This is a genomic window from Cupriavidus oxalaticus (assembly GCF_038900635.1).
GTDB classification, from domain to species: Bacteria; Pseudomonadota; Gammaproteobacteria; order Burkholderiales; family Burkholderiaceae; genus Cupriavidus; species Cupriavidus oxalaticus_B.
The window spans coordinates 1-19566 of the sequence record NZ_JAYMRX010000022.1; the positions used below are offsets into that span (position 1 = coordinate 1).

General features: G+C 65.8%; 14 protein-coding genes. 8 read left to right on the plus strand and 6 right to left on the minus strand.

The annotated features are described in order from the left end of the window. Both VSR71_RS26810 and VSR71_RS26815 read left to right on the plus strand, forming a co-directional pair. Positions 1-292, plus strand: a 292-nt coding sequence (locus tag VSR71_RS26810) for a hypothetical protein (RefSeq protein WP_342916802.1), incomplete at its 5' end; no start/stop codon positions are given. A 124-nt stretch (positions 293-416) separates the two neighbouring features. Continuing rightward, positions 417-5930 carry a trifunctional serine/threonine-protein kinase/ATP-binding protein/sensor histidine kinase gene (locus VSR71_RS26815; RefSeq protein ID WP_342916899.1) on the plus strand — a complete coding sequence of 1838 codons (5514 nt, stop codon included), beginning with the start codon at positions 417-419 and terminating at the stop codon, positions 5928-5930. On the opposite strand, the gene VSR71_RS35345 is transcribed toward VSR71_RS26815, so the two are convergent. Together VSR71_RS35345 and VSR71_RS26820 are read right to left on the minus strand one after the other, a co-directional pair. Continuing rightward, positions 5922-6065 carry a hypothetical protein gene (locus VSR71_RS35345; protein ID WP_428979467.1) on the minus strand — a complete coding sequence of 48 codons (144 nt, stop codon included), beginning with the start codon at positions 6063-6065 and terminating at the stop codon, positions 5922-5924. The genes VSR71_RS26815 and VSR71_RS35345 overlap by 9 nt on opposite strands. A 195-nt stretch (positions 6066-6260) precedes the next feature. After that, positions 6261-7790 (minus strand): DHA2 family efflux MFS transporter permease subunit, encoded by a 1530-nt coding sequence (locus VSR71_RS26820; protein ID WP_342916803.1) that lies wholly within the window; start codon positions 7788-7790, stop codon positions 6261-6263. Between the two features lie 316 nt (positions 7791-8106). Here VSR71_RS26820 and VSR71_RS26825 point away from each other — a divergent pair, with 316 nt between their 5' ends. Both VSR71_RS26825 and VSR71_RS26830 read left to right on the plus strand, forming a co-directional pair. Further along, positions 8107-8787 carry a TetR/AcrR family transcriptional regulator gene (locus VSR71_RS26825; RefSeq protein ID WP_342916804.1) on the plus strand — a complete coding sequence of 227 codons (681 nt, stop codon included), beginning with the start codon at positions 8107-8109 and terminating at the stop codon, positions 8785-8787. Next, positions 8788-8952: a hypothetical protein gene (locus tag VSR71_RS26830; RefSeq protein WP_342916805.1), complete on the plus strand. Its 165-nt coding sequence runs from the start codon at positions 8788-8790 to the stop codon at positions 8950-8952. On the opposite strand, the gene VSR71_RS26835 is transcribed toward VSR71_RS26830, so the two are convergent. The 3 genes from VSR71_RS26835 to VSR71_RS26845 form a co-directional block, all read right to left on the minus strand. Continuing rightward, a complete protein-coding gene (locus VSR71_RS26835; protein WP_342916900.1) occupies positions 8949-9956 on the minus strand; it encodes a bestrophin family protein in 1008 nt (335 codons plus the stop codon). The two genes, VSR71_RS26830 and VSR71_RS26835, sit on opposite strands and share 4 nt — an antisense overlap. A 110-nt stretch (positions 9957-10066) precedes the next feature. Further along, positions 10067-11080, minus strand: a complete 1014-nt coding sequence (locus tag VSR71_RS26840; RefSeq protein WP_342916901.1) for a tetratricopeptide repeat protein — start codon at positions 11078-11080, stop codon at positions 10067-10069. 9 nt (positions 11081-11089) lie between these two features. After that, the gene (locus tag VSR71_RS26845; RefSeq protein WP_342916806.1) at positions 11090-13993 is read right to left on the minus strand and encodes a BTAD domain-containing putative transcriptional regulator; all 2904 of its coding nucleotides are present in this window, start codon (positions 13991-13993) and stop codon (positions 11090-11092) included. Between the two features lie 258 nt (positions 13994-14251). Between VSR71_RS26845 and VSR71_RS26850 the strand changes: the two genes are divergently transcribed. Then, positions 14252-15625 (plus strand): tetratricopeptide repeat protein, encoded by a 1374-nt coding sequence (locus VSR71_RS26850; protein WP_342916807.1) that lies wholly within the window; start codon positions 14252-14254, stop codon positions 15623-15625. A gap of 64 nt (positions 15626-15689) precedes the next feature. Here VSR71_RS26850 and VSR71_RS26855 read toward each other — a convergent pair whose 3' ends face one another. Beyond that, the gene (locus tag VSR71_RS26855; RefSeq protein ID WP_342916808.1) at positions 15690-16064 is read right to left on the minus strand and encodes a hypothetical protein; all 375 of its coding nucleotides are present in this window, start codon (positions 16062-16064) and stop codon (positions 15690-15692) included. A 950-nt stretch (positions 16065-17014) separates the two neighbouring features. Here VSR71_RS26855 and VSR71_RS26860 point away from each other — a divergent pair. The 3 genes from VSR71_RS26860 to VSR71_RS26870 all read left to right on the plus strand — a co-directional run bounded on the left by VSR71_RS26860 (position 17015) and on the right by VSR71_RS26870 (position 19540). Continuing rightward, the gene (locus tag VSR71_RS26860; RefSeq protein ID WP_342916809.1) at positions 17015-17806 is read left to right on the plus strand and encodes an alpha/beta hydrolase; all 792 of its coding nucleotides are present in this window, start codon (positions 17015-17017) and stop codon (positions 17804-17806) included. Between the two features lie 124 nt (positions 17807-17930). Next, complete coding sequence (gene cax / locus VSR71_RS26865) at positions 17931-19001, plus strand: calcium/proton exchanger (protein ID WP_342916810.1); 1071 nt, start codon at positions 17931-17933, stop codon at positions 18999-19001. 299 nt (positions 19002-19300) lie between these two features. Then, complete coding sequence (locus tag VSR71_RS26870; RefSeq protein ID WP_342916811.1) at positions 19301-19540, plus strand: hypothetical protein; 240 nt, start codon at positions 19301-19303, stop codon at positions 19538-19540. The last annotated feature ends 26 nt before the right edge of the window (positions 19541-19566 follow it).

Below are 19566 nucleotides of genomic sequence, written 5' to 3' on the forward strand. Positions count from 1 at the left end.
GACCTTGGATTTAGCCATCCTCTGGCGTCTCCATCGTGTTCAACCGGGCAGGCTGAATACCATGAAGAGCGCCTCAGGCGGACATTTCTGCTTTGCTAAAACCGGACATTACCGCTTTGCCGCTACATCTCTTATTCGCATAATGTATATTATGTTAAATCATTGCCGGAGCCTTCTTGGCCAAGGCGCGCCTCATCCGGCGAACCGCGAGTCACTGCGGACGCGCCAGCCCGATCCCGGTGGCCCCGCGGCGCTGCGGTGTAAGATGCCTACTGCTGCGGAAACGCCGTGATGTAAATGGCTTTTTGCGCATCCCGCGCATCCTGGTTGTGGCGGACGAATGTGGGCCCTCTTAGCCCGACGCTGGGCAGCAGCCCTATTCCGATTGCAAGATGAACCCTTCACGTGGATCGCCGATGGTTAGCAGCCTAAGCCTTCAAATCTTGTGGGAGGACGGCGAGCGCGTCTTCTGCCGAGGGCGGCGCGATGGCGAGGGCGACGACCACAGCGTCCTGCTTGCACGGCCTGCCATGGAGCATCCCCCACCCGCCAGCCTTGATCGCCTCGCTCACGAATTCGGCCTGAAGGACGAACTCGATGGCGCGTGGGCGTTGCGGCCGCTGGAGCTGGTGCGCGAAGGCGGCCGGACCCTGCTGGTGCTCGAGGACCCCTGCGGCGAGCCGCTCTCGCGGCTGCTCGGCGCGCCCATGGAAATCGGGGAATTCCTGCGGCTCGCGGCCGGCATCGCCACGGCCCTATGCAAGCTCCACCAGCGCGGCCTCGTCCACAAGGATCTCAAGCCCACCCATATCCTGGTGAATTGCGCTGACGGGCAGGCGCGGCTCACCGGGTTCGGCCTCGCCTCCCGGCTGCCGCGCGAGCGGCAGGCACCGGAGCCGCCCGAAACCATCGCCGGCACCCTCGCCTATATGGCGCCCGAGCAGACCGGGCGAATGAACCGCTCGATCGATTCGCGCAGCGATCTCTATGCGTTTGGCGTCACGCTTTATCAGATGCTGACCGGCACGCTGCCGTTTACGGGCGCTGACCCGATGGAATGGGTGCACTGCCATATCGCCAGAATGCCGGTGCCGCCCAGCGTACGGGTCGGATCCATTCCCCCAGCGGTCTCGCACATCGTCATGAAGCTGCTGGCCAAGACGGCCGAGGAGCGCTACCAGACCGCCGCCGGGGTCGAGCATGACCTGCGGCGCTGCCTGGCCGACTGGGAGCGTCAGCATCGCCTCGAAGCGTTCCCGCTGGACGAACACGGCACGCGCGACCGGCTGCTGATTCCCGAGAAGCTGTACGGCCGGGAGCGCGAGGTCGGCATCCTGCTCGAAGCGTTCGATCGGACCCTGAAGAGCGGCAAGCCGGAGCTGGTGCTCGTCTCCGGTTATTCCGGCGTCGGCAAATCCTCGGTCGTCAATGAACTGCACAAGGTGCTGGTGCCGCCACGGGGCATCTTCGCATCCGGCAAGTTCGACCAGTACAAGCGCGACATCCCCTATTCGACGCTGGTGCAGGCATTCCAGGGCCTGGTGCGGCCCCTGCTGGGCAAGCGCGACACCGAGCTGGCGAGCTGGCGCGCCGCGCTGCTGGAAGCGCTGGAGCCCAATGCCCGGCTCATGACCGACCTGATACCCGAGCTGAAGCTCATCATCGGCGAGCCCTCACCGGTCCCCGTGCTTGAGCCACAACAGGCGCAACACCGCTTCCTGCTCGTGTTCCGGCGTTTTATCGGCGTATTTGCGCGCGAGGAGCATCCGCTCGCGCTCTTCCTTGACGATCTGCAGTGGCTCGACACGGCGACGCTCGACCTGCTCGAAGACCTGCTGACCCGCTCGGAGTTGCGCCACCTGATGCTGATCGGCGCCTACCGTGACAACGAGGTCGATGCCACGCATCCGCTCAGGCGCAAGCTCCAGTCCATCAAGAACGCGGGCATCAAGATCGAAGAAATCACGCTGGCGCCACTCGCCAGCGAGCATATCCGGCAGCTGATTGCGGAGGCGCTGCACTGCGAGCCGGGGCGCATCGAGCCGCTGGCGCAACTGGTGCATGACAAGACCGCCGGCAACCCGTTTTTCGTGATCCAGTTCCTGCACGCGCTCGTCGATGAAGACTTGCTCACCTTCGATCATGACGCGAGGCAATGGTGCTGGAATGCCGACCGCATCCATGCCAAGGGCTACACCGACAACGTCGTGGACCTGATGGTCGGCAAGCTGACCCGACTGCCGGCCGAGACGCAGCAGGCGATGCAACAGCTTGCCTGTCTTGGCAACGTCGCCGAGATCGCAACACTGTCGACGGTTCTCGACATGCCGGCAGCACAGGTCCACGCGGCGTTGTGGGAGGCGATCCGCCAGGAGCTGGTCGAGCGCCTGGAGGGCTCCTACAAGTTCATTCACGACCGAATTCATGAGGCCGCCTATTCCCAGATCCCGGAGGCCTCGCGCGCCGAGGCCCATCTGCGGATCGGGCGGCTGCTCGCCGCACAGACGCGCACGGAGAAGCGCGAAGAGGCGATCTTCGAAATCGTGGGCCAGCTCAATCGCGGCGCCGCGCTGATCACCGACCCGGACGAACGCGAGCAGCTGGCCGAGTTCAATCTGCTCGCCGGGCAGCGCGCCACGGCGTCGACGGCCTATGCCACCGCCCTCACCTATCTCGTCACCGGCGCGGAACTGCTGGGCGACGATCACTGGGAGCACCGCCATGGCCTGAGCTTTGCGCTGGCACTGAATCGTGCCGAGTGCGAATTCCTGACCGGACAGTTGTCGGTTGCGGACGAGCGCCTGGCGGCGCTGTCGGAGCGCGCCACGTCGATGGTCGAAAAGGCGCTGGTCGCGTGCCTGCAAATGGATGTCTACCTGGTGCTCGATCGCAGCGACCGCGCGGTCGCGGTATGCCTGGCCTACCTGCGGCATGCCGGCATCGAATGGTCGCCCCATCCGAGCGACGACGAGGTGCGACAGGAATACGATCGTATCTGGTCACAGCTCGGCAACCGGACCATCGAGGACCTGATCGATTTGCCGCTGATGGAGGATGCGGCGTCGCTCGGCACCGTCGAGGCGCTGAGCAAGCTCTTCGCGCCGGCCGTGCAGACGGATGTGAACCTGGCGTGCCTGACGATCTGCAAGGCGGTCAGCCTTAGCATCGAGCGGGGCAACTGCGATGCTTCCTGCGTGCTCTTCGCCAATGTCGGCAGGGTCGCCGGGCAGCGCTTCGGCGACTACCAGGCCGGATATCGCTTCGGCCTGCTCGGCTGCGAACTGGTCGACCGGCGTGGGCTCAGGCGCTTCGAGGCCAAGACGTTTCTCTGCTTCTCGATTTTTGTCGTGCGCTGGCTGAAGCCCGTGCGGACTTGCCGTGAGCTGCTGCGCCGCGCTTTCGCCGCGGCTAACCGGATCGGCGACCTCGCGTATGGCGCTTTTGCGGGCAACAACCTCAACTCGGACCTGATCTTCGCCGGCGAGCCGCTGCCCGAGGTGCAACGTGAAGCCGAACACGGCCGGGCCTACGCCGAGAAAGTGCGGTTCGGCCTGGTCGTTGATTTTATCGACACGCAGCTTGCGCTGGTCCGCATGCTGCGCGGCTTCTCACGGAAATTCGGCTGTTTCGACGACGATCAGTTCGACGAGCTGCGTACCGAGAGCCATCTGGCCAGCAGCGCCGACCTGGTCCTGGCCGAGTGCTTCTACTGGACGCGAAAATTGCAGGCCCGCTATCTCGCCGGCGACTTTGCAACGGCCGTGGATGCCGCGTCGAAGGCGCAAAAGCTGCTCCGGGTCGCGTCCGCGTTCTTTGAGGAAGCCGAATACCACTTCTACGGCGCGCTGGCCCGGGCGGCGTGGTGCGACGCCGCTCCGGTCGACGAGCGTCCGCAACACCTGGAAGCGATCGCCGGACATCACCGCCAGCTCCAAATCTGGGCGCAACACTGTCCGGAGAATTTCGCGGACCGCGCCGCGCTGGTCGGTGCCGAGATCGCCCGCCTCGAAGGCCGCGTGGTCGATGCCGAACTGCACTACGAGCGGGCCATCCGCTCGGCGCAGGAAAGCGGCTTTGTCCACAACGAGGCGCTTGCCAGCGAGCTGGCCGCGCGGTTCTACGCGGCGCGTGAATTCGAGGACATCGCGCATCTGTATTTGAGCAAGGCCCGCCATTGCTACCTGCGTTGGGGCGCCGACGGGAAGGTGCGCCAACTCGAGGAGATGCATCCGCGCCTCAGGACGGCAGAGCCCGTGCCCGGCCCGACGAGCACGATCGCAACGCCCGTCGAGCACCTCGACCTGGCGACCGTTATCAAGGTATCGCAAGCCGCCTCAGGCGAAATCGTGCTGGAAAAGCTGATCGACACGGTCATGCGCACGGCTATCGAGCAGGCCGGCGCCGAACGCGGCCTGCTGATCCGGTCCGATGGCCGCGACCAACGGATTGCGGCGGAAGTGACCACCGGCAGCGACGCAACGCGGGTGCTGTTGCACGAGTTGCCGGTGAGCGCGGACATGCTGCCGGAGTCGGTCCTCTACCATGTGCTGCACACGGGCGAAAGTGTCTTTCTCGACAATGCCGCGGCCGATCCTTCGTTTGCCGCAGATCCTTATATCCGCCAGCATCGCGCACGTTCCATTCTCTGCCTGCCGCTGATGAACCAGGCGAAGCTGACCGGTGCGCTCTACCTCGAGAACAACCTGACGGCGCGCGTGTTCAGCCCGGCCCGCATCGCCGTGCTGAAGCTGGTGGCATCGCAGGCCGCGATCTCGCTGGAAAATGCGCGCTTGTACCGCGACCTCGCGGAACGCGAAGCGAAAATCCGGCGCCTGGTCGACGCCAACATTATCGGCATCATCGTATGGAATGGTGCCGGCGACATACTCGATGCCAATGATGCATTCCTCGGCATGGTGGGATACGCGCGCGAGGATCTGGTCTCGGGTCGCATGAGCTGGCGGGACCTGACGCCGCCGGAGCTGCTGCCGGGCAGCGAACAGGCGCTGGCAGAAGTCGGGCAGACGGGGCGCGCCCGGCCCTTCGAGAAGGAGTACATCAGGAAGGATGGCAGCCGCGTGCCAGTCATCGTCGGCCTGGCCACGTTCGAGCCCAGCTGCAAGGAAGGCGTCGCGTTCGTGCTCGACCTGACCGAGCGCAAGCAGGCCGAGCAGAGAGTACGCGAGAGCGAGCAGCGTTATCGCGAGGTGCAGTCCGAACTGGCACACGCGAACCGCGTTGCGACCATGGGGCAGCTCACGGCCTCGATCGCCCACGAAGTCAACCAGCCGATTGCCGCGACGCTGACCAACGCCCAGGCTGCGCTGCGGTGGCTGAGCGCCCAGCCGCCTGACATCGATGAGGTCGGGCAAGGGCTGACCCGTATCATCAAGGATGCCAATCGGGCGGGTGACGTGCTCGGCCGGATCCGCCAGCTGATCAGGAAGGCGCCACCGCGCATGGAACCGGTGGACATCAACGAGGCGATCCGCGAGGTGATCGAGCTGACCCGTGGCGAAGCCACGAAGGTCGGCGCCTCGGTGCAGGTGCAGCTCGCTGACGGTTTGTCATGCATCGAAGGAGACCGGGTCGAACTGCAGCAAGTGCTCCTCAATCTGATCCTCAACGCGCTCGAGGCGATGAGCGGCGCCAGCGACGGCATACGGCAATTGCTCATCAGCACAGGGATACACGACACCGGCTGCGTGCTCGTGACAGTGAGCGATTCGGGGCCGGGCTTCGAGCCGCAGGACGCCGAGCGCGTGTTCGCGCCCTTCTACACCACCAAGCCCACCGGTCTGGGGATGGGGCTGTCGATCTGCCGTTCGATCATCGACGCGCATGGCGGCCGCTTGTGGGTCAGCGAGAACCTTCCCCGCGGCGCCGTCATTCAATTCACGGTGCCTGCCTGTCCGGACGTTTCATCGTAATTGCCGCGCGTCGCAAGCTGTATTCCGCGGGCACCCAGGCAAAGCCCTTGCCGTCCCGGCGCACATGGCCGATGCCTGGAAACGCCCGTCGTTCGGCGCTCTCAGGCCGGCATTGGAATAATGAATCGCGCGCACGCCGAGCGTGTACGTTGATGCCAACGTATGCCAAAGCCGATCCTGTCTTCGAAGTCACGGCAGAACCCAGATTTCGGTCGCCGACGCATGGACTGCTCTCATGGTCGCATCTCGGTGACAGCCCCCGGCTGCTCCGTCGCAACACACAGTGTTGCCCGAACAACACCAATTGCCTGCGTCGCGAGCGTCCGTGACTCAGTGCGTCACGGTCTTGAGCGGCCCCTTCGGACGCTTGACCGACCACACGACGAGTATCGACGCGACCATGAGCACGGTAGCCATAGCGTAGAAGTCATTCGTCGCCAGCATCACAGCCTGCGCATCCACCTGACGAGAGAGCAAGGTGGCTGCTCCGGTCTCTGAGCCGAGCAACTGTTGCGCAGTCCCGGCGATCGCATCCAGGTTCGACGGATTCGTTGCCCCCACCAGTTCGGCCCGGTTGAACTTCGCCATGTGCTCCCAGTAGGTCTGAGTCAGCGACGCCCCCACTGCCGAGGACATGAGGCGCAGGAAGTTCTGGAGACCTGCGCCGCTCGTGACCTTGTGGTCCGGCAGGTCCGACACGCCGAGCGACGTCAGGCTGATGATGCAGGCGGGGATCCCTGCCCCCAGCACGAACATCGAAATGGCCACGGACATGTAGTCGGCCTGCGTCGTGAATTGCGAGCGCATCAGAAACGACGCAGCGAGCACACCCATGCCCACGCTGACGATGAGACGAGCATCCACCTTCGGCAGCAAGCGACCGACGATCGGCGCTGTCACCACGGCGAGGATGCCCATGGGCGCCGTCGCGTAGCCGGCCCAGGTGGCGGTGTAGCCCATCTGCTGCTGCAACCAAAGGGGCGTCAGCACGATGTTCCCGAAAAAGATGCCGAACATGAGGCTCAGCGATAGCGTCGATCCAAGCCAGTTGCGCGACTTGAAGACCGACAAGTCCAGAGCCGGTGCCTCGTCCGTCAGCTCCCAGATGACGAGCACCACCAGCGATATGACAGCAAGGACCGCACTCCCGACGATGAAATTGGACTCGAACCAATCGAGCTCGCGGCCCTTGTCGATCATCACCTGGAACGCCGTCACGAACGTCACCAGCAGCGCCAGCCCGACGACGTCGATGCGGCTGCGTTCGGGCGTGGTCTCGAAAGGCTGCATCGCGCGGCGCGCACCCAGCAACACAATCAGCCCGAAGCCAATATTGATGTAGAAGACCCATGGCCAGCTCCAGTTGTCAGAGATCAGGCCGCCCAGGATGGGGCCGAAGATGGGCGCGACGACGGTCATCATCCCCCAGAGCGCCAGCGCGACGTGCGCCTTGTTTTTGGGGAACACCGCGAGCATCAGCGTCGACGACAGCGGAATCAGCGGGCCGCCGGCGAGACCCTGGAGGACGCGAAAGAGCACCAGCGCGCCCATGGACGTCGACAGGCCGCACGCGATCGAGAAGGCAACGAAGGCAATGACCGACCAGGTGAAGAGCCTCACCTGGCCAAAGCGCCTGGCGAGCCATCCGGTCAGTGGCACCGTGATGGCCTCGGCCACGGCATAAGCGGTGATGATCCAGGTGCCCTCGGTGGTCGAGACACCGAGGTCGCCCGAGATGGTCGGCATCGCGACGTTGGCGATCGTCGTGTCCAGCACCACCATGAAGTTGGCCAGCGACAGCACGATGGCGGCAACCACCAGCGGCGCGCCTGCAAGGGGGGCGGGAGTGACTGGCTTCATGGCTGGCCCGCCGCTGCGACATCGGGAACTTGCGCGCCTGAACACAGCAGCGATGCTGCCGCAAGCGCCGGATAGCGCAACGCCCGCCAACGACGGCCTGAGGCCTGCTGCGGCCTGACTCTTCGTGATCGCATTTCCAAGCTCCAATCAAGCTTACTAAACCGATCGGTATCGTAGCCAGTCATCAGGGTTCTTGCAAGCTTTCTTACTGGATTGACAAAATTCCGAGCCCGAGATGGTACCGATCGGTTTATAATGTGCCGGCAATGGAAAATCGCCGCATTGCCGACAGACACCGCAAATGAAGAGTTCCCGAATGAAGAGTTCCGAACGACGCATCTCCCGGGCCGGGAGAACGACACACGATGCGCTGTCGGCTGTGAGCGCGGCAGAGCCGCCCAGCGGCAAGGCCACGGTCGTCATGGCCGCGGCCCGATCCGTTTTCCTGGGCCACGGTTTCAGCGCGGCTACAACCGACATGATTCAGCAGGCGGCCGGCGTGTCCAAGGCCACCGTCTACTCGCACTACCCGACCAAGGAAGCTCTCTTCATTGCGGTCATCGACGCCGAGTGCGAGCGCTTCATCGCGAGCATCCGGGCCTTGCGGTTCCAATCAACGCGACTGGACCATGTGCTGATGGCGCTCGCTCAGGCGTACCTCGAAATCGTGCTTTCAGCTCCGGCCCTCGATCTTTTCAGGGTCGTTGTGGCCGACGCGCCCCGCTTCCCGGAACTCGCGAGGAAGTTCTACCTCGCGGGGCCGAATACTCTCAACGAGATCGTTGCGGCGCATCTGGACGAGGCTGCCGGGCGCGGCGAGACGGACTTCAGCGCCGTGGGTCGCGATGTCGCCGCCAGCCTATTCGTGAACCTCGTTCGCGGGGAACTCCAGCTGCAGTGCCTGACGCATCCTGGCTCGGTCCCTTCGGCCGCACAGCGTGACCTCTGGGCTCGCGCGGCGGTGACCACTTTCGTCCGCGCATTCGGCAAGCAGTAGGTGCCGGCCACGCCGGCGGCGCACACGCTGCCTCCCGGGCTGGCGCAGGCGCCGGAGCGCTTGCCCAGCGATTTCAAGGGCCTTGACGACCAGGTCAGGCAGGTGAAGGCTGAACTGTCGCAGCAGCCTGAGGAAGGCGACAACGCCCGGCGTCTGGAGCGCTAAAGGACAACACCGTGCTCTGTCGCTGGCCTGGCGATATCGCTCTGTTCGCCAATCATCCCCATGAGTTCGCGTTCGATCTTCTGGCAGATCTGCGCCATGGGCACGTCATTGGCATTTCCTTCGAACGGGTTTTCCGTGCTTTCGCCCACTTGCTCCAGTGCGAGGTACATCCACAGGATCATCGTGCTGAACGGAATGACCAGCCAGATCATGTGGCCCTGCATGAACCCTGAAACGCTGGCATTGAGCTTTTCGAACTCCGTAAGCATGCCAAAAGGCAGCAGCAGGCAAAAGGCGCGGACAAAGAGCTTGTTGATGACCGCGTATTGCCTGGGATACGGATAGTCCTTGATACGTTCCGCCCGTCCTTGCTGCGCGAAGAAGCCCCGGATCGACGCTAGCAGCTCCAGATAGAAGGCATTGCTGATCTCGCCGGCGTCAAGGAAGCGCTTGATCGTCGCTGACTGCGTTCCCAGCAGCTGGCTGGTCTTGCTGTCGGCCCGGGCCAGCGAGTGGAGCTCGGACTGGGACAGGTACCGCGCGAGCGCCGCTTCCAATGGCGTCTCCCACTCCGGCACGCGGTAGTACTTGCGGTACTCCACGTTGGATGCCTTGCTCGCGCTTTCCCAGATCCTCGGGGTCCTCAGCTGGTAGCGCAGCGCCGTCAGCCAGGCGCAATGCCGGAGGATCAGTTCCCGGGCGCCCGCCTGGCCTGCCAGGAATTCCCGGCTCATCACGCCAAGACTCCGGCTGCCGTTCAGAATCTCCGTCCAGATCTGGTGGGCCTCCAGGGCCCTGCTGTAAGTCTGTACGTTCCTGAAGCCCACGATGAACGAAGTGGCCGTTCCCAGGAGCACCACCACCGAGACCGGGATCGACAGCCATTTCAGTCCGGCGAACTGATAGAGAAAGACCGGCAGCGATGCGCACGCCACCGAGGCATAGAGTTGGCGTCTCGACCAGAACGTGAACTCGGATATTGAGTACGATTTTCCCAAATGCATGGTGCATGCGCTCTTGGCGGCGTGGCAGGTCAATGGGTAGAGGTTCCGACTGCCGGCCGGCAATCGGGCGAGGCGCCCTCCCCAGCGACAATATACCTGTTAGGGACAGCCTAGTTGCGTCCTGCCGCGAGCCGCTTCAGTGCGGCATCGATGGCCGCCAGGGACGCGAGCAGGCCGGCCGCATGCGCCTCGTCCCTGAGCTGGCGCAGGGTTTCACGCAGCGCCGGCGTGCCGCCACCCTCCTCTTCCTGTCCGGCGCTGACCAGCGCGCGGCCCCTGCGGATCAGGAAATCGCCCCACGGAAACGGCTCGGGCCGCATGTAGTCCTGCAGCGCCGCGAGGTACCGATCCGCTTCCTGCCAGCGCCGCAATGATACGGAAACGTCGATCGCGGCTTCCAGCAGGTCGACGTGGCAATGGCTGACGCAGCCCTGCGCCAGGATCGCCTCGGCCTGACGCAAGGCGTCGAGCTGCCGGTCTGGATCGTGTGTGGTGCGCGCCAGGAAGCCCAGCACGGTCGGTCCGGAGTAGCGCAGCCCGCTGGCGTGGCTCAGTTGCAGCGCCTCGTCGAGCAGTGCCTCGGCTTCCTGCATCTGGCCGAGCGCGCCGAGGGCGAGGCCAAGCCGCGCCAGCACCTCGGCCTCGAAGCGCCGCGCGCCCAGCCGGCGCGTCAGCGCCAGGGCGAGCCGCGCGTGCGCTTCGGCCTGCGGCCAGTCGCCGGCCAGCTGCGCGGTGGAGGTCATCACGTCGTAGGCCAGCATCTCGCTGCGCGCATCGCCGATGCGCCGCGCCAGGCGCAGCCCTTGCTCGCAGCTGGCCCGCGCGGAATCGAGCTGGTTGAGAAACAGCTCGACCGCGCCCACCATCGGCAGGTTGGCGCATTCGATGCGGACAAAGCCGTGTGCCCGCGCCAGCCCGACGCAGCGGACAAAGTGCGCATGGGCGGTAATCATGCGGCCTTGCTGGTAGTAGGCATCGCCGAGGCCGCCGAGCGCGCGCGCCTCGCCCAGCACCGATCCGGCCGCGCGCGCATGGCCGAGGGCGCGCTGGTGGGCGGCCAGGCACCGGTCCATGTCGCCCATCGGGAAATAAAGATTGCCGCGCAGCGATTCGATCTCGGCCAGCTGCTCGGACTAGCCCAGCCCGGCGGCGGCCTGCTCGGCCTCGCGCAGCGCTGACAGGGCCTCGTCATGCCGGTCGAGCAGGCGCAAGGCAGCCGCCGTGCCCTGCCAGCCCCGGGCCTGCTGCGCCGCCCCGCTCGCAAGCGGCTGGGCCTGCCGGAACGCTTGCAGGGATTGCGCGGCCAGGCCCAGGTCCAGCGCCAGTTCGCCATGCAGGCAGGCAAGCGCATGCCGGCACGCGACATCGCTGTGCAGCCGCTGCGCGCGCTCCACCAGGCGCAGCGCGCGCTCGCCGCGGAAGTGCGCCGCCTCATGCCGTGCCGCGGCGGCATAGGCCTCGGGCGCGCCGGGATCGCCCGCGGCATCCAGATGCTCCGCCATCAGCGCCGGGTCCCTGCCCTCGTACCAGCCGGCCGCGCGCCGGTGCAGGTTCTGCCGGCGCGACTTGAGCAGCGACGCGTACACCGCCTCATGGATCAGCGCGTGCATGAACAGGTAGTCCTCGCCTTCCGGCCGCGTCATGGCGGCCATGACCAGGCGCTCGCATGCATAGGCGGGGTCCTCGATCAGGTGCCGCAGCGCGGCGGGGCTGAAGCGCTGGCCCAGCACGGCAGCGGCCTGCAGCGCCTGCCGGTCGGCGGTGGAAAAACGGTCCAGCCGCGCCAGCACGATGCTCTGCAGCGTTCCGGGGAGCTCTTCCATGCCAGCTTCCGCGCCCGCCTCGGCGCCGCGCAGCAGCTGGTCGAGGAACAGCGGATTCCCTTCGGCCCGGCGGATGCAGGAAGTGGCGACTGCCGGATCGACCTGCCGGTAGCAGGCGGCCAGTTCGTGCGCTTCGGCATCGTCGAGCGGGCCGAGGTCGATGGTGGTCAGCGGCGCACCCTGGCTGGTCGCGCGCCAGGCCGCATCGACCGGGTCGTGCTCGGGGCGCACGGTCAGCACCAGGACCAGCGCATGGCCGCGCGTTGCGGCCGCCAGCTGCGCCAGGCAATCGAGCACCGTGCGCTCGGCCCAGTGCACGTCTTCGACCACGATCAGCAATGCTCGCGCGGCGCTGCGCCGGGTGGCCAGCGTCACCATCAGCCGCTGCGCGCCACGCTGCCGGCTGGCGGGATCCATCGCGGCCAGCGCGGCGGCGTGATCGGGGGACTGGGGCAGCTCGAGCATGTCGCGCGCGAACATCAGGTCCTGCTCGGCAAGCTGCCAGGCGGTGAGCGTGCCTTCGATGGCAGCCGCGTTGCCGCCATCGCCCCCATCGCCCAAACCCCGCGCGGCGCCCGTCAGGCTGTGCGCGAGCATGCGCATGGGATCGCCGCCGCTGCCGGCACCGAAATCAAGCACCAGGACCCGGTGTGCCTCCAGGCCGCGCTCGCGCGCCAGCGCGACAAAGCGTCCGGCCAGCCGGCTCTTGCCGATGCCGGCCTCGCCGCGGATCAATACGACGCGGCCATGACCCGAGCGCAGGCAGCTGTCCGCCACACCGGCCAACTGGGCCAGTTCCGCGTGCCTGCCAACGAAGGCATGCTCGGCCGGCGCCTGCTCCACCCCCAGGAAACGCCGCACGCGCCAAAGCGGGATCGGCTCGGCTACGCCGGGCAGCACGGCGCGGGCCGCGCAGTCGGCTTCGAGGCGTCCGGGCAGCGCCTGGTAGACCCGGTTGGACACCATCGTGCCGCCAGCCTCGGCGGCTTCCATCGCTTGCAAGGCCACGCCGACCGGGCCGCCGGTCAGCGTCATGCCGCTGCCGCCATAGGCCGCCAGCACCTGCCCGCTTGCCAGGCCGACGCGGGCCTGCAGCCGCGACCCGGCGGCACCGGCCAACCCCGCCAACGCGGCATGCAGCGCCCCGGCGGTATGCAGCGCGCGCTCGGCGTCGTTGCCGTGGGCCACCGGAACCCCGAACACGATGGTCAGCCGGGTGCCGATCTCATCGGTAATGTGGCCGCCACAGGCATCCGCCAGGGCGCGGGCCTGCTGGCGCCAGCACGTCAGCGCCTGGTGCAGCTGCTCAGGCTCCGGCGCGCTGGCGCAGCCCTCCTGCAGGCTGGCCACCAGCACCACCGCGTGGCGCAGTTGCGGCTCGGGTGTCAGCGCGGCCGCCAGCGTGGCAGCGGCGGAAACCGCGTCCGGTTTGTCCGTTTGCCCGACGTCGCCGTCACCGCCCAGGCTGCCTGACGCCGGCTCGCGCCGCGCGCGCAGGATGGCCTGGTACAGCGCATCGGTCTCGGGCTCGGGCGACACACCGAGCTCGCGCTGCAACGCCGCCCGGCACAGCCGGTATTGCTTGAGCGCGAGGGCCTGCCTGCCCTGCCGCTCATAGAGTCGGATCAGCGCCCGGTGCACCCCTTCCTGCAGCGGGTCCAGCGCAAGCAGGCGCGTGGCACTGGCGATGGCAAGGTCGGTCGCGCCGGCCTGCTCTTGGTGCGCCAGCAACTTCGCCAGGGCGCCCAGCGCCATGCCACGCAGGCGCTCGCGTTCGATCGCCAGCCAGTGGTCGAAGGCCGGCGCGGCGGCATGGAATCCTTCCAGCAAATCGCCACGGTACAGGTCCGCAGCGCGGGCCAGAGATGCCGGCGTGGCTTCACGGGCACACTGCTCGAACTCGCACACGTCGACCGAGATCTCGCCCAGCATCACGCAGTCGCCTTCGGCCAGCACCACGTGCTGGCCATGCGTGCCCGCCTCGTCGAGCGCGCGGCGGGCCGCGCTCAGCGCCTGTCGCAGGCTGCTGCGCGCCTGCTCGGCATTGCTTTCCGCCCAGCACAGCGCGGCAAGCTTGTCGCGCGGCTGGGCACGGCCCTGCAGGGCGAGGTAAGCCAGCACGGCGCGCGCCTTGCGCGCCGTCAGCGGAATCGGCGTGCCGTCGGCGGTACTGAGCTGGAAACCGCCGAACAGGTCGAGACGGGCGCGGGTCATGGGAGGGAAACTGGCGAGCCCATCCTTTATAGGCCACGGCAAAGGACTACGCCGCGCCCCCGGCCGCAAAGCCAGCTGGCCGTTACTTTCCGGCGCGCGGCAACTTTCACGATTCTTTCACGCCGGACCGCCGGCCCCCTTCACGGCCCCTGCCTAGTATCAGCACAACCCCGGGGGCGCGTGGCACCACCGCAGCGCGCAAGAACGGGCTGGTTATCGAGACAAGGGCTGTCTCCATCACACTGGAAGGATTGCGTCATGGCACATACTGATTCGCGGAGTGTTTCGGTCTCAAGCACCAACGCCAGCTCGATCGAGCGCTTCGAGGCGGCGCTGGAACTGCTGCACGGCTACTACGGCGACCCACTCACGGTGCTCGATCATGCCTTGGCGGAAGACCCCGGCTTCGTGATGGGGCATGCGCTGCGCGCCGGGATGATGATCACCGCCGGCGACGGCACGGTAGCGCCGCTGCTGCGGGAAAGCGTCGAAGCAGGCGAAGCGCTGTCCGCCGGCGCGAACGAGCGCGAGCGCCGGCATATCGCCGCGGCGCGCGCCTGGCTGGACGGGCACTTCACACGCTCGATCCAGCTCTACGGCGACATCGTGATCGACTACCCGCGCGACAGCCTGGCGCTGCAGGTTGCCCATATCGGGGATTTCCTGCTGGGGCAGTCCACCCTGCTGCGCGACCGCATCGCCCAGGTGCTGCCCCACTGGAACACCCGCGTGCCGGGCTTCGGCTATGTGCTCGGCATGCATGCCTTCGGCCTCGAGGAAACGCACCGCTACGAGCAGGCCGAGGAACGCGGCCGCTTCGCGCTGGAACTGAACCCGCGCGATCCCTGGGCGATCCACGCCGTTGCCCACGTGATGGAAATGCAAGGCCGCCAGGACGAAGGCATCGACTGGCTGAGCGGGCGTGCCGGGGACTGGTCGCAGGACAATATGATGGCCGTGCACAACTGGTGGCACCTGGCGCTGTTCCACCTGGAACTCGGCCATGCCAGGCAGGTGCTGGACATCTACGACGCCCACATTCGCGAGAACCAGTCTTCGGTCGCTCTGGAACTGATCGATGCCTGCGCCATGCTGTGGCGCCTGCACCTGCGCGGCATCGACGCAGGCTCGCGCTGGAACGAGCTGGCCGACACCTGGCAAACCCGCGGCGCGCAAGGCTATTACGCCTTCAACGACACCCATGCGGCGATGGCCTTCCTGTGCGCCGGGCGCGATGATGCGCTCGCCGCCCTGCTCGCCGGCATGCGCGGCGCGGCGGCCGCAGGCGGATGCAACGCGATGATGACGCGCGAGGTCGGCCTGCCGGTGACCGAGGCGCTGGTCGCCTTCTCGCGGCGCGACTTCGATCGCACCATCGAGCTGCTGATGCCGGTACGCCAGATCGCACACCGCTTCGGCGGCAGCCATGCCCAGCGCGACCTCATCAACCTGACCCTGATCGAGGCGGCGCTGCGCGGCGAACGCGCCAACCTGGCCTGCGCGCTGGCGGCCGAGCGCATGGAGCTCAAGCCGATGAATCCCAGCCTCAGCAAGCTGGTGCAGCGCGCCTCCGCGCTGCAGCGCGAGGCGGCGGACGGCACGCGGGAAGCAACGGCCGTGAAGGCGGCATAGCGCCAGGGCGGCTGGTGCGGGCTGGTGCGTGAAATCCGCCGGCGACCTGGGCCAGCGTCCACCGCTAGGTTTCCTCGTAAGCCACGGTGGCCACGGCACGGGTGCCCGCGGCCACCCCTACCGTCTGCGAGGGCGGCTGCGGCTTGCGGAGCGCGCCGCCCGTCAGTACGTTGGCGGCACTGACGGTATAGCTGCCAGGAGCCAGGTTGGACAGCGTGGTCGGCTGGGTCACGGTCTGGCGGAACTCGCCGGGGCCTAATACCGTAATGTCCGCCGACGTCCCCGACGGCAGGCCGAAGATGGAAATGGCCAGCGAGCCGGTGCCCATGCCGCCCGCACCGTCATTGCCCTCGTCTTCCCCGCCTCCTCCGCAGGCTGCGAGGGCAAGGCAGCAGGCGACGAAGCACTGGCAAACCGAGAATCGAAGTGCTACGGACATGACACGCTCCTTTCCCGGCTCGGGCACAGCCTGTCATCCGATCGCATGCTGCTGCGATGCCGTTCACTTGGACAGGGCGCGCATCCTTTCAATTACAGGGCGTGCCAGGGAGCGGCGTCCCGTAACTGGTTATCCCATAACACGTATCGCCTGGCTTGAGGGGGCCATCCGCGCTCGCTTCCGGATCGATGGGAAATTTTCCGACCTTGGTGCAACAGGAACGAAACCCGGTCGAAGGCGCTGGGGAATTCGCCGAATTTCCCGCTGCCGGCGAGGCCATCGCGGATCGTTCGGCCGGCACGGATTGCTCAGGGGCTGGAACGCTTCTCGTCACCTGCGCGGCCCTGGGGGCTGGCGCAGGCGGCGGAAAACTCCTCGTGGCAGGGGAAATCCGGCTGGGTTGCTCCGGCTTCGGGAAGCTCCTTGGGGCCGTGGGCGCCTTGATGGCCTGCTCGACGTTCCGGTCCTGTGCGCCGGGAGAGACACACTGACTGTTCTCGCAGATTCGCTCCCCTTTGCACTGCATATCGTATTGGCATCCAGCGGCGCCGGCGTGAGGCGCAAAGCCCGCCGCCATGGATATGCCGAGAAGCACGTTTAGCGCTTTCATATCTAGCCCTGGCCCCTTAGCCGTTTGGGCGCCCTTCACGCTTGCTCAAAACGGGCGTTCTTGCGCCTCTGGTCCTTAAAGGAGGGCACCGTTCCTAGTATGGAGTGCGCGCGCGCCAAGCGCCACCCTGGCCAGCCCTTATTACCGGGTGGTCGGCCCACGTGCCTTGCGCCATGCACGAGGTCTTTGAAGAAGAAGGCGATCCGCCTATACCAATTAGGTATGTTTTCGCACAGCCCCTGCCTAAGGAGTTGCTGCGCTAACGCTATCGTTCACCTCAACGGCTCGGTCCCCGACCCGTTCGACTTCTCCTTCGCACTGCCCAAAGCGGAGAAGCAACATGCCAAACGTAACGTCAGACGGTGTCTGCATCCACTACGAGATCAAGGGTCAGGGTTCAACCGTTCTTTTGCTGGCGGGGCTTGCGGGAGTGGGCGCGTCCTGGGGGCCACAGATCGATCTGTTCGCCGCGCGGCACCAGGTGATCATTCCGGACCACCGGGGCACCGGTGCGTCCGGGCACATTGCCCGCGACATGACGATCCCGCAACACGCCCGCGACATGGCGCGGGTCATCGAGGCTGTCGGATGCGGACCCGTCCACGTCGTCGGTTCTTCAACCGGAGGCGCCATCGCGCAGCTCCTGGCGATCCGCCACCGCGAACTGTTGCGCAGCGCGACCATTGTCTCCTCGATTGCCCGAGCGGACGCGTTCTACCGTCGCCAGTTCGCCATGCGGCAACGCATGCTGGTGGATTCCGGCCTGCGCGCCTCAACGGAGGCCAACGCACTGTTTCTGTTCGATGCGCGATTCATGCGCGAACACCCGCAGCAGGTGCAGGCATGGGTCGATGCCACAGCGGCTGGCAAGTTTGAACCAGAGATCGCCTTTGCCCGGATCGAGATGATCGTTGGCCATGACGCCTTCGAGGACCTTTCTTCCATCTCGACACCGACGCTGGTAGTGGTGGGCGAGCGCGACTTCTGCGCCCCGCCCTATTTCTCAGCGGAGATTGCGGCGCGGATTCCCGGGGCCGAGCTTGTCATGCTGGACGGTGGCCACTTCATCTTCCTCGAGAAGCCGAACCTGCTGCACGACACCATCGAGGGCTTTATCGCCAGGCACGAATGATCCTCGGCCGCAACCGCTCTCCCCGGTCCTGACGCGTTAATCGCGGACTTGCGCACTCGATTCCTCAGCGCGTTGCGAACGATAGTTGCGCACGTCCCTCCCGCACTCGCCCAAGGAGCGACCCATGTGGATGAACTGGCTTCTCGTATTCGTGCCGATCGCGATTGCCCTGGAATTCCTCGCGGCCAGTCAGCATCTCCTTATTTTCCTGACTTCTGCCATAGCCATCCTGCCCCTTGCAGGACGGATGGGACATGCCACCGAGCAGTTGGCGGAGCGCCTGGGCGAGGCGGTCGGTGGATTGCTCAATGCGACGTTTGGCAATGCGGCGGAGCTGATCATTGCCCTGGTCGCCTTGCGTGCCGGCCTCCATCAGGTCGTGGAAGCCTCCATCGTCGGCTCCATTGTCGGCAACTTGCTGCTGGTGTTCGGCGCTGCAATGCTCGCGGGGGGAATTCGCTATTCCGAGCAACATTTCAACCCGCGCGGTGCGCGTTCGCAGGCGACCATGCTCATACTGTCGGCGATCGCGCTGATCCTTCCAGCCAGCTTCGAAGCCGTAGCGGACGGATCAGCGGTGCTGTACCGGCTCAGCGTCTGGATCTCCATAGCACTGCTTGTCATCTACGCGCTGTATCTGTTGTTCTCCCTGGTCACGCACCCTGCGCTGTTCCGCAGCGCGCACGAAGCCGGGATGGCGGCGACAGAACACACGCAGGACAAGCCACCTGCCAACGCCGCCCGCGCGGTAGCGATACTGGCGGCAGCCACCGTAGGGACGGCGTGGATGAGCGAAATCATGGTGGGCGCGATTGGCCCCATGATGCATGCCTACGCCCTCAGCGACATCTTTGTCGGCGCGTTCGTCGTGGCAATCCTGGGCAATGCAGCAGAACATGCGTCGGCCATTACCGCGGCCATGAGAAATCGCATGGACCTGTCGTTTTCCATTGCAGTCGGATCAAGCGTCCAGGTGGCATTGTTTGTCGCGCCACTCCTGGTGCTCGTCAGCCATTTTCTCGGTCCGGCCCCGATGGACCTGGCCTTTCGTCCAGCGCTGGTGCTCATCGTGATCCTGTCCGTGCTGGTCACGGCGCAAATGGCAAGCGACGGCCGGGCCGACTGGTTCAAGGGCACGCAGCTTCTGATGGTCTATTTTGCGCTGGCCCTCACCTTCTTCTTCCTGCCGGGATGAGCCACAGGCGTCCGCGCACTGGTAATTCGCGGTTGCACCCGTCGGCTCAACACTTACCCTGATTGTCCCGAATAGCAAAGTTTTTGTCCCGCGCAGTCAAATGCAAGCGCGGCGATTTCACATACTGCTAGCACCCTTCCTTATTACGCGATACGCGCAATACGCCGGTTCGGCAACGACAGGACATCGGTTGTCGGTATAACCACATCAACGGGCGGATGGGAAGGCATGGCCGATAAGGCTGGCACGCCAGCCAGCACGCGCGGCGTCCCTTAATCCCCATCTTGCGAGTCTTCGTCATGTTCGCCATTGCCTGCTGGTTGATTTTTTCCGTTCTGGTTGGTTTTTTTGCCAACTGGCTGGGGCGCTCCGGTGCGGCCTGGATGACTTTCTCGATGATCTTCAGCCCGTCACTTGGCTTGCTTCTTGTAGCCATCCTTGACGAGAAGCCGGCCCAGGCCCGCACTGCAAGAAGCCTGGCTTTCAAGCGGCTGCTGGCTATCCGACCCGGGAAAACCTTGCACTCTGCCCCGCATTGACCGCCTCCGCCTGCGCCACGACGGCA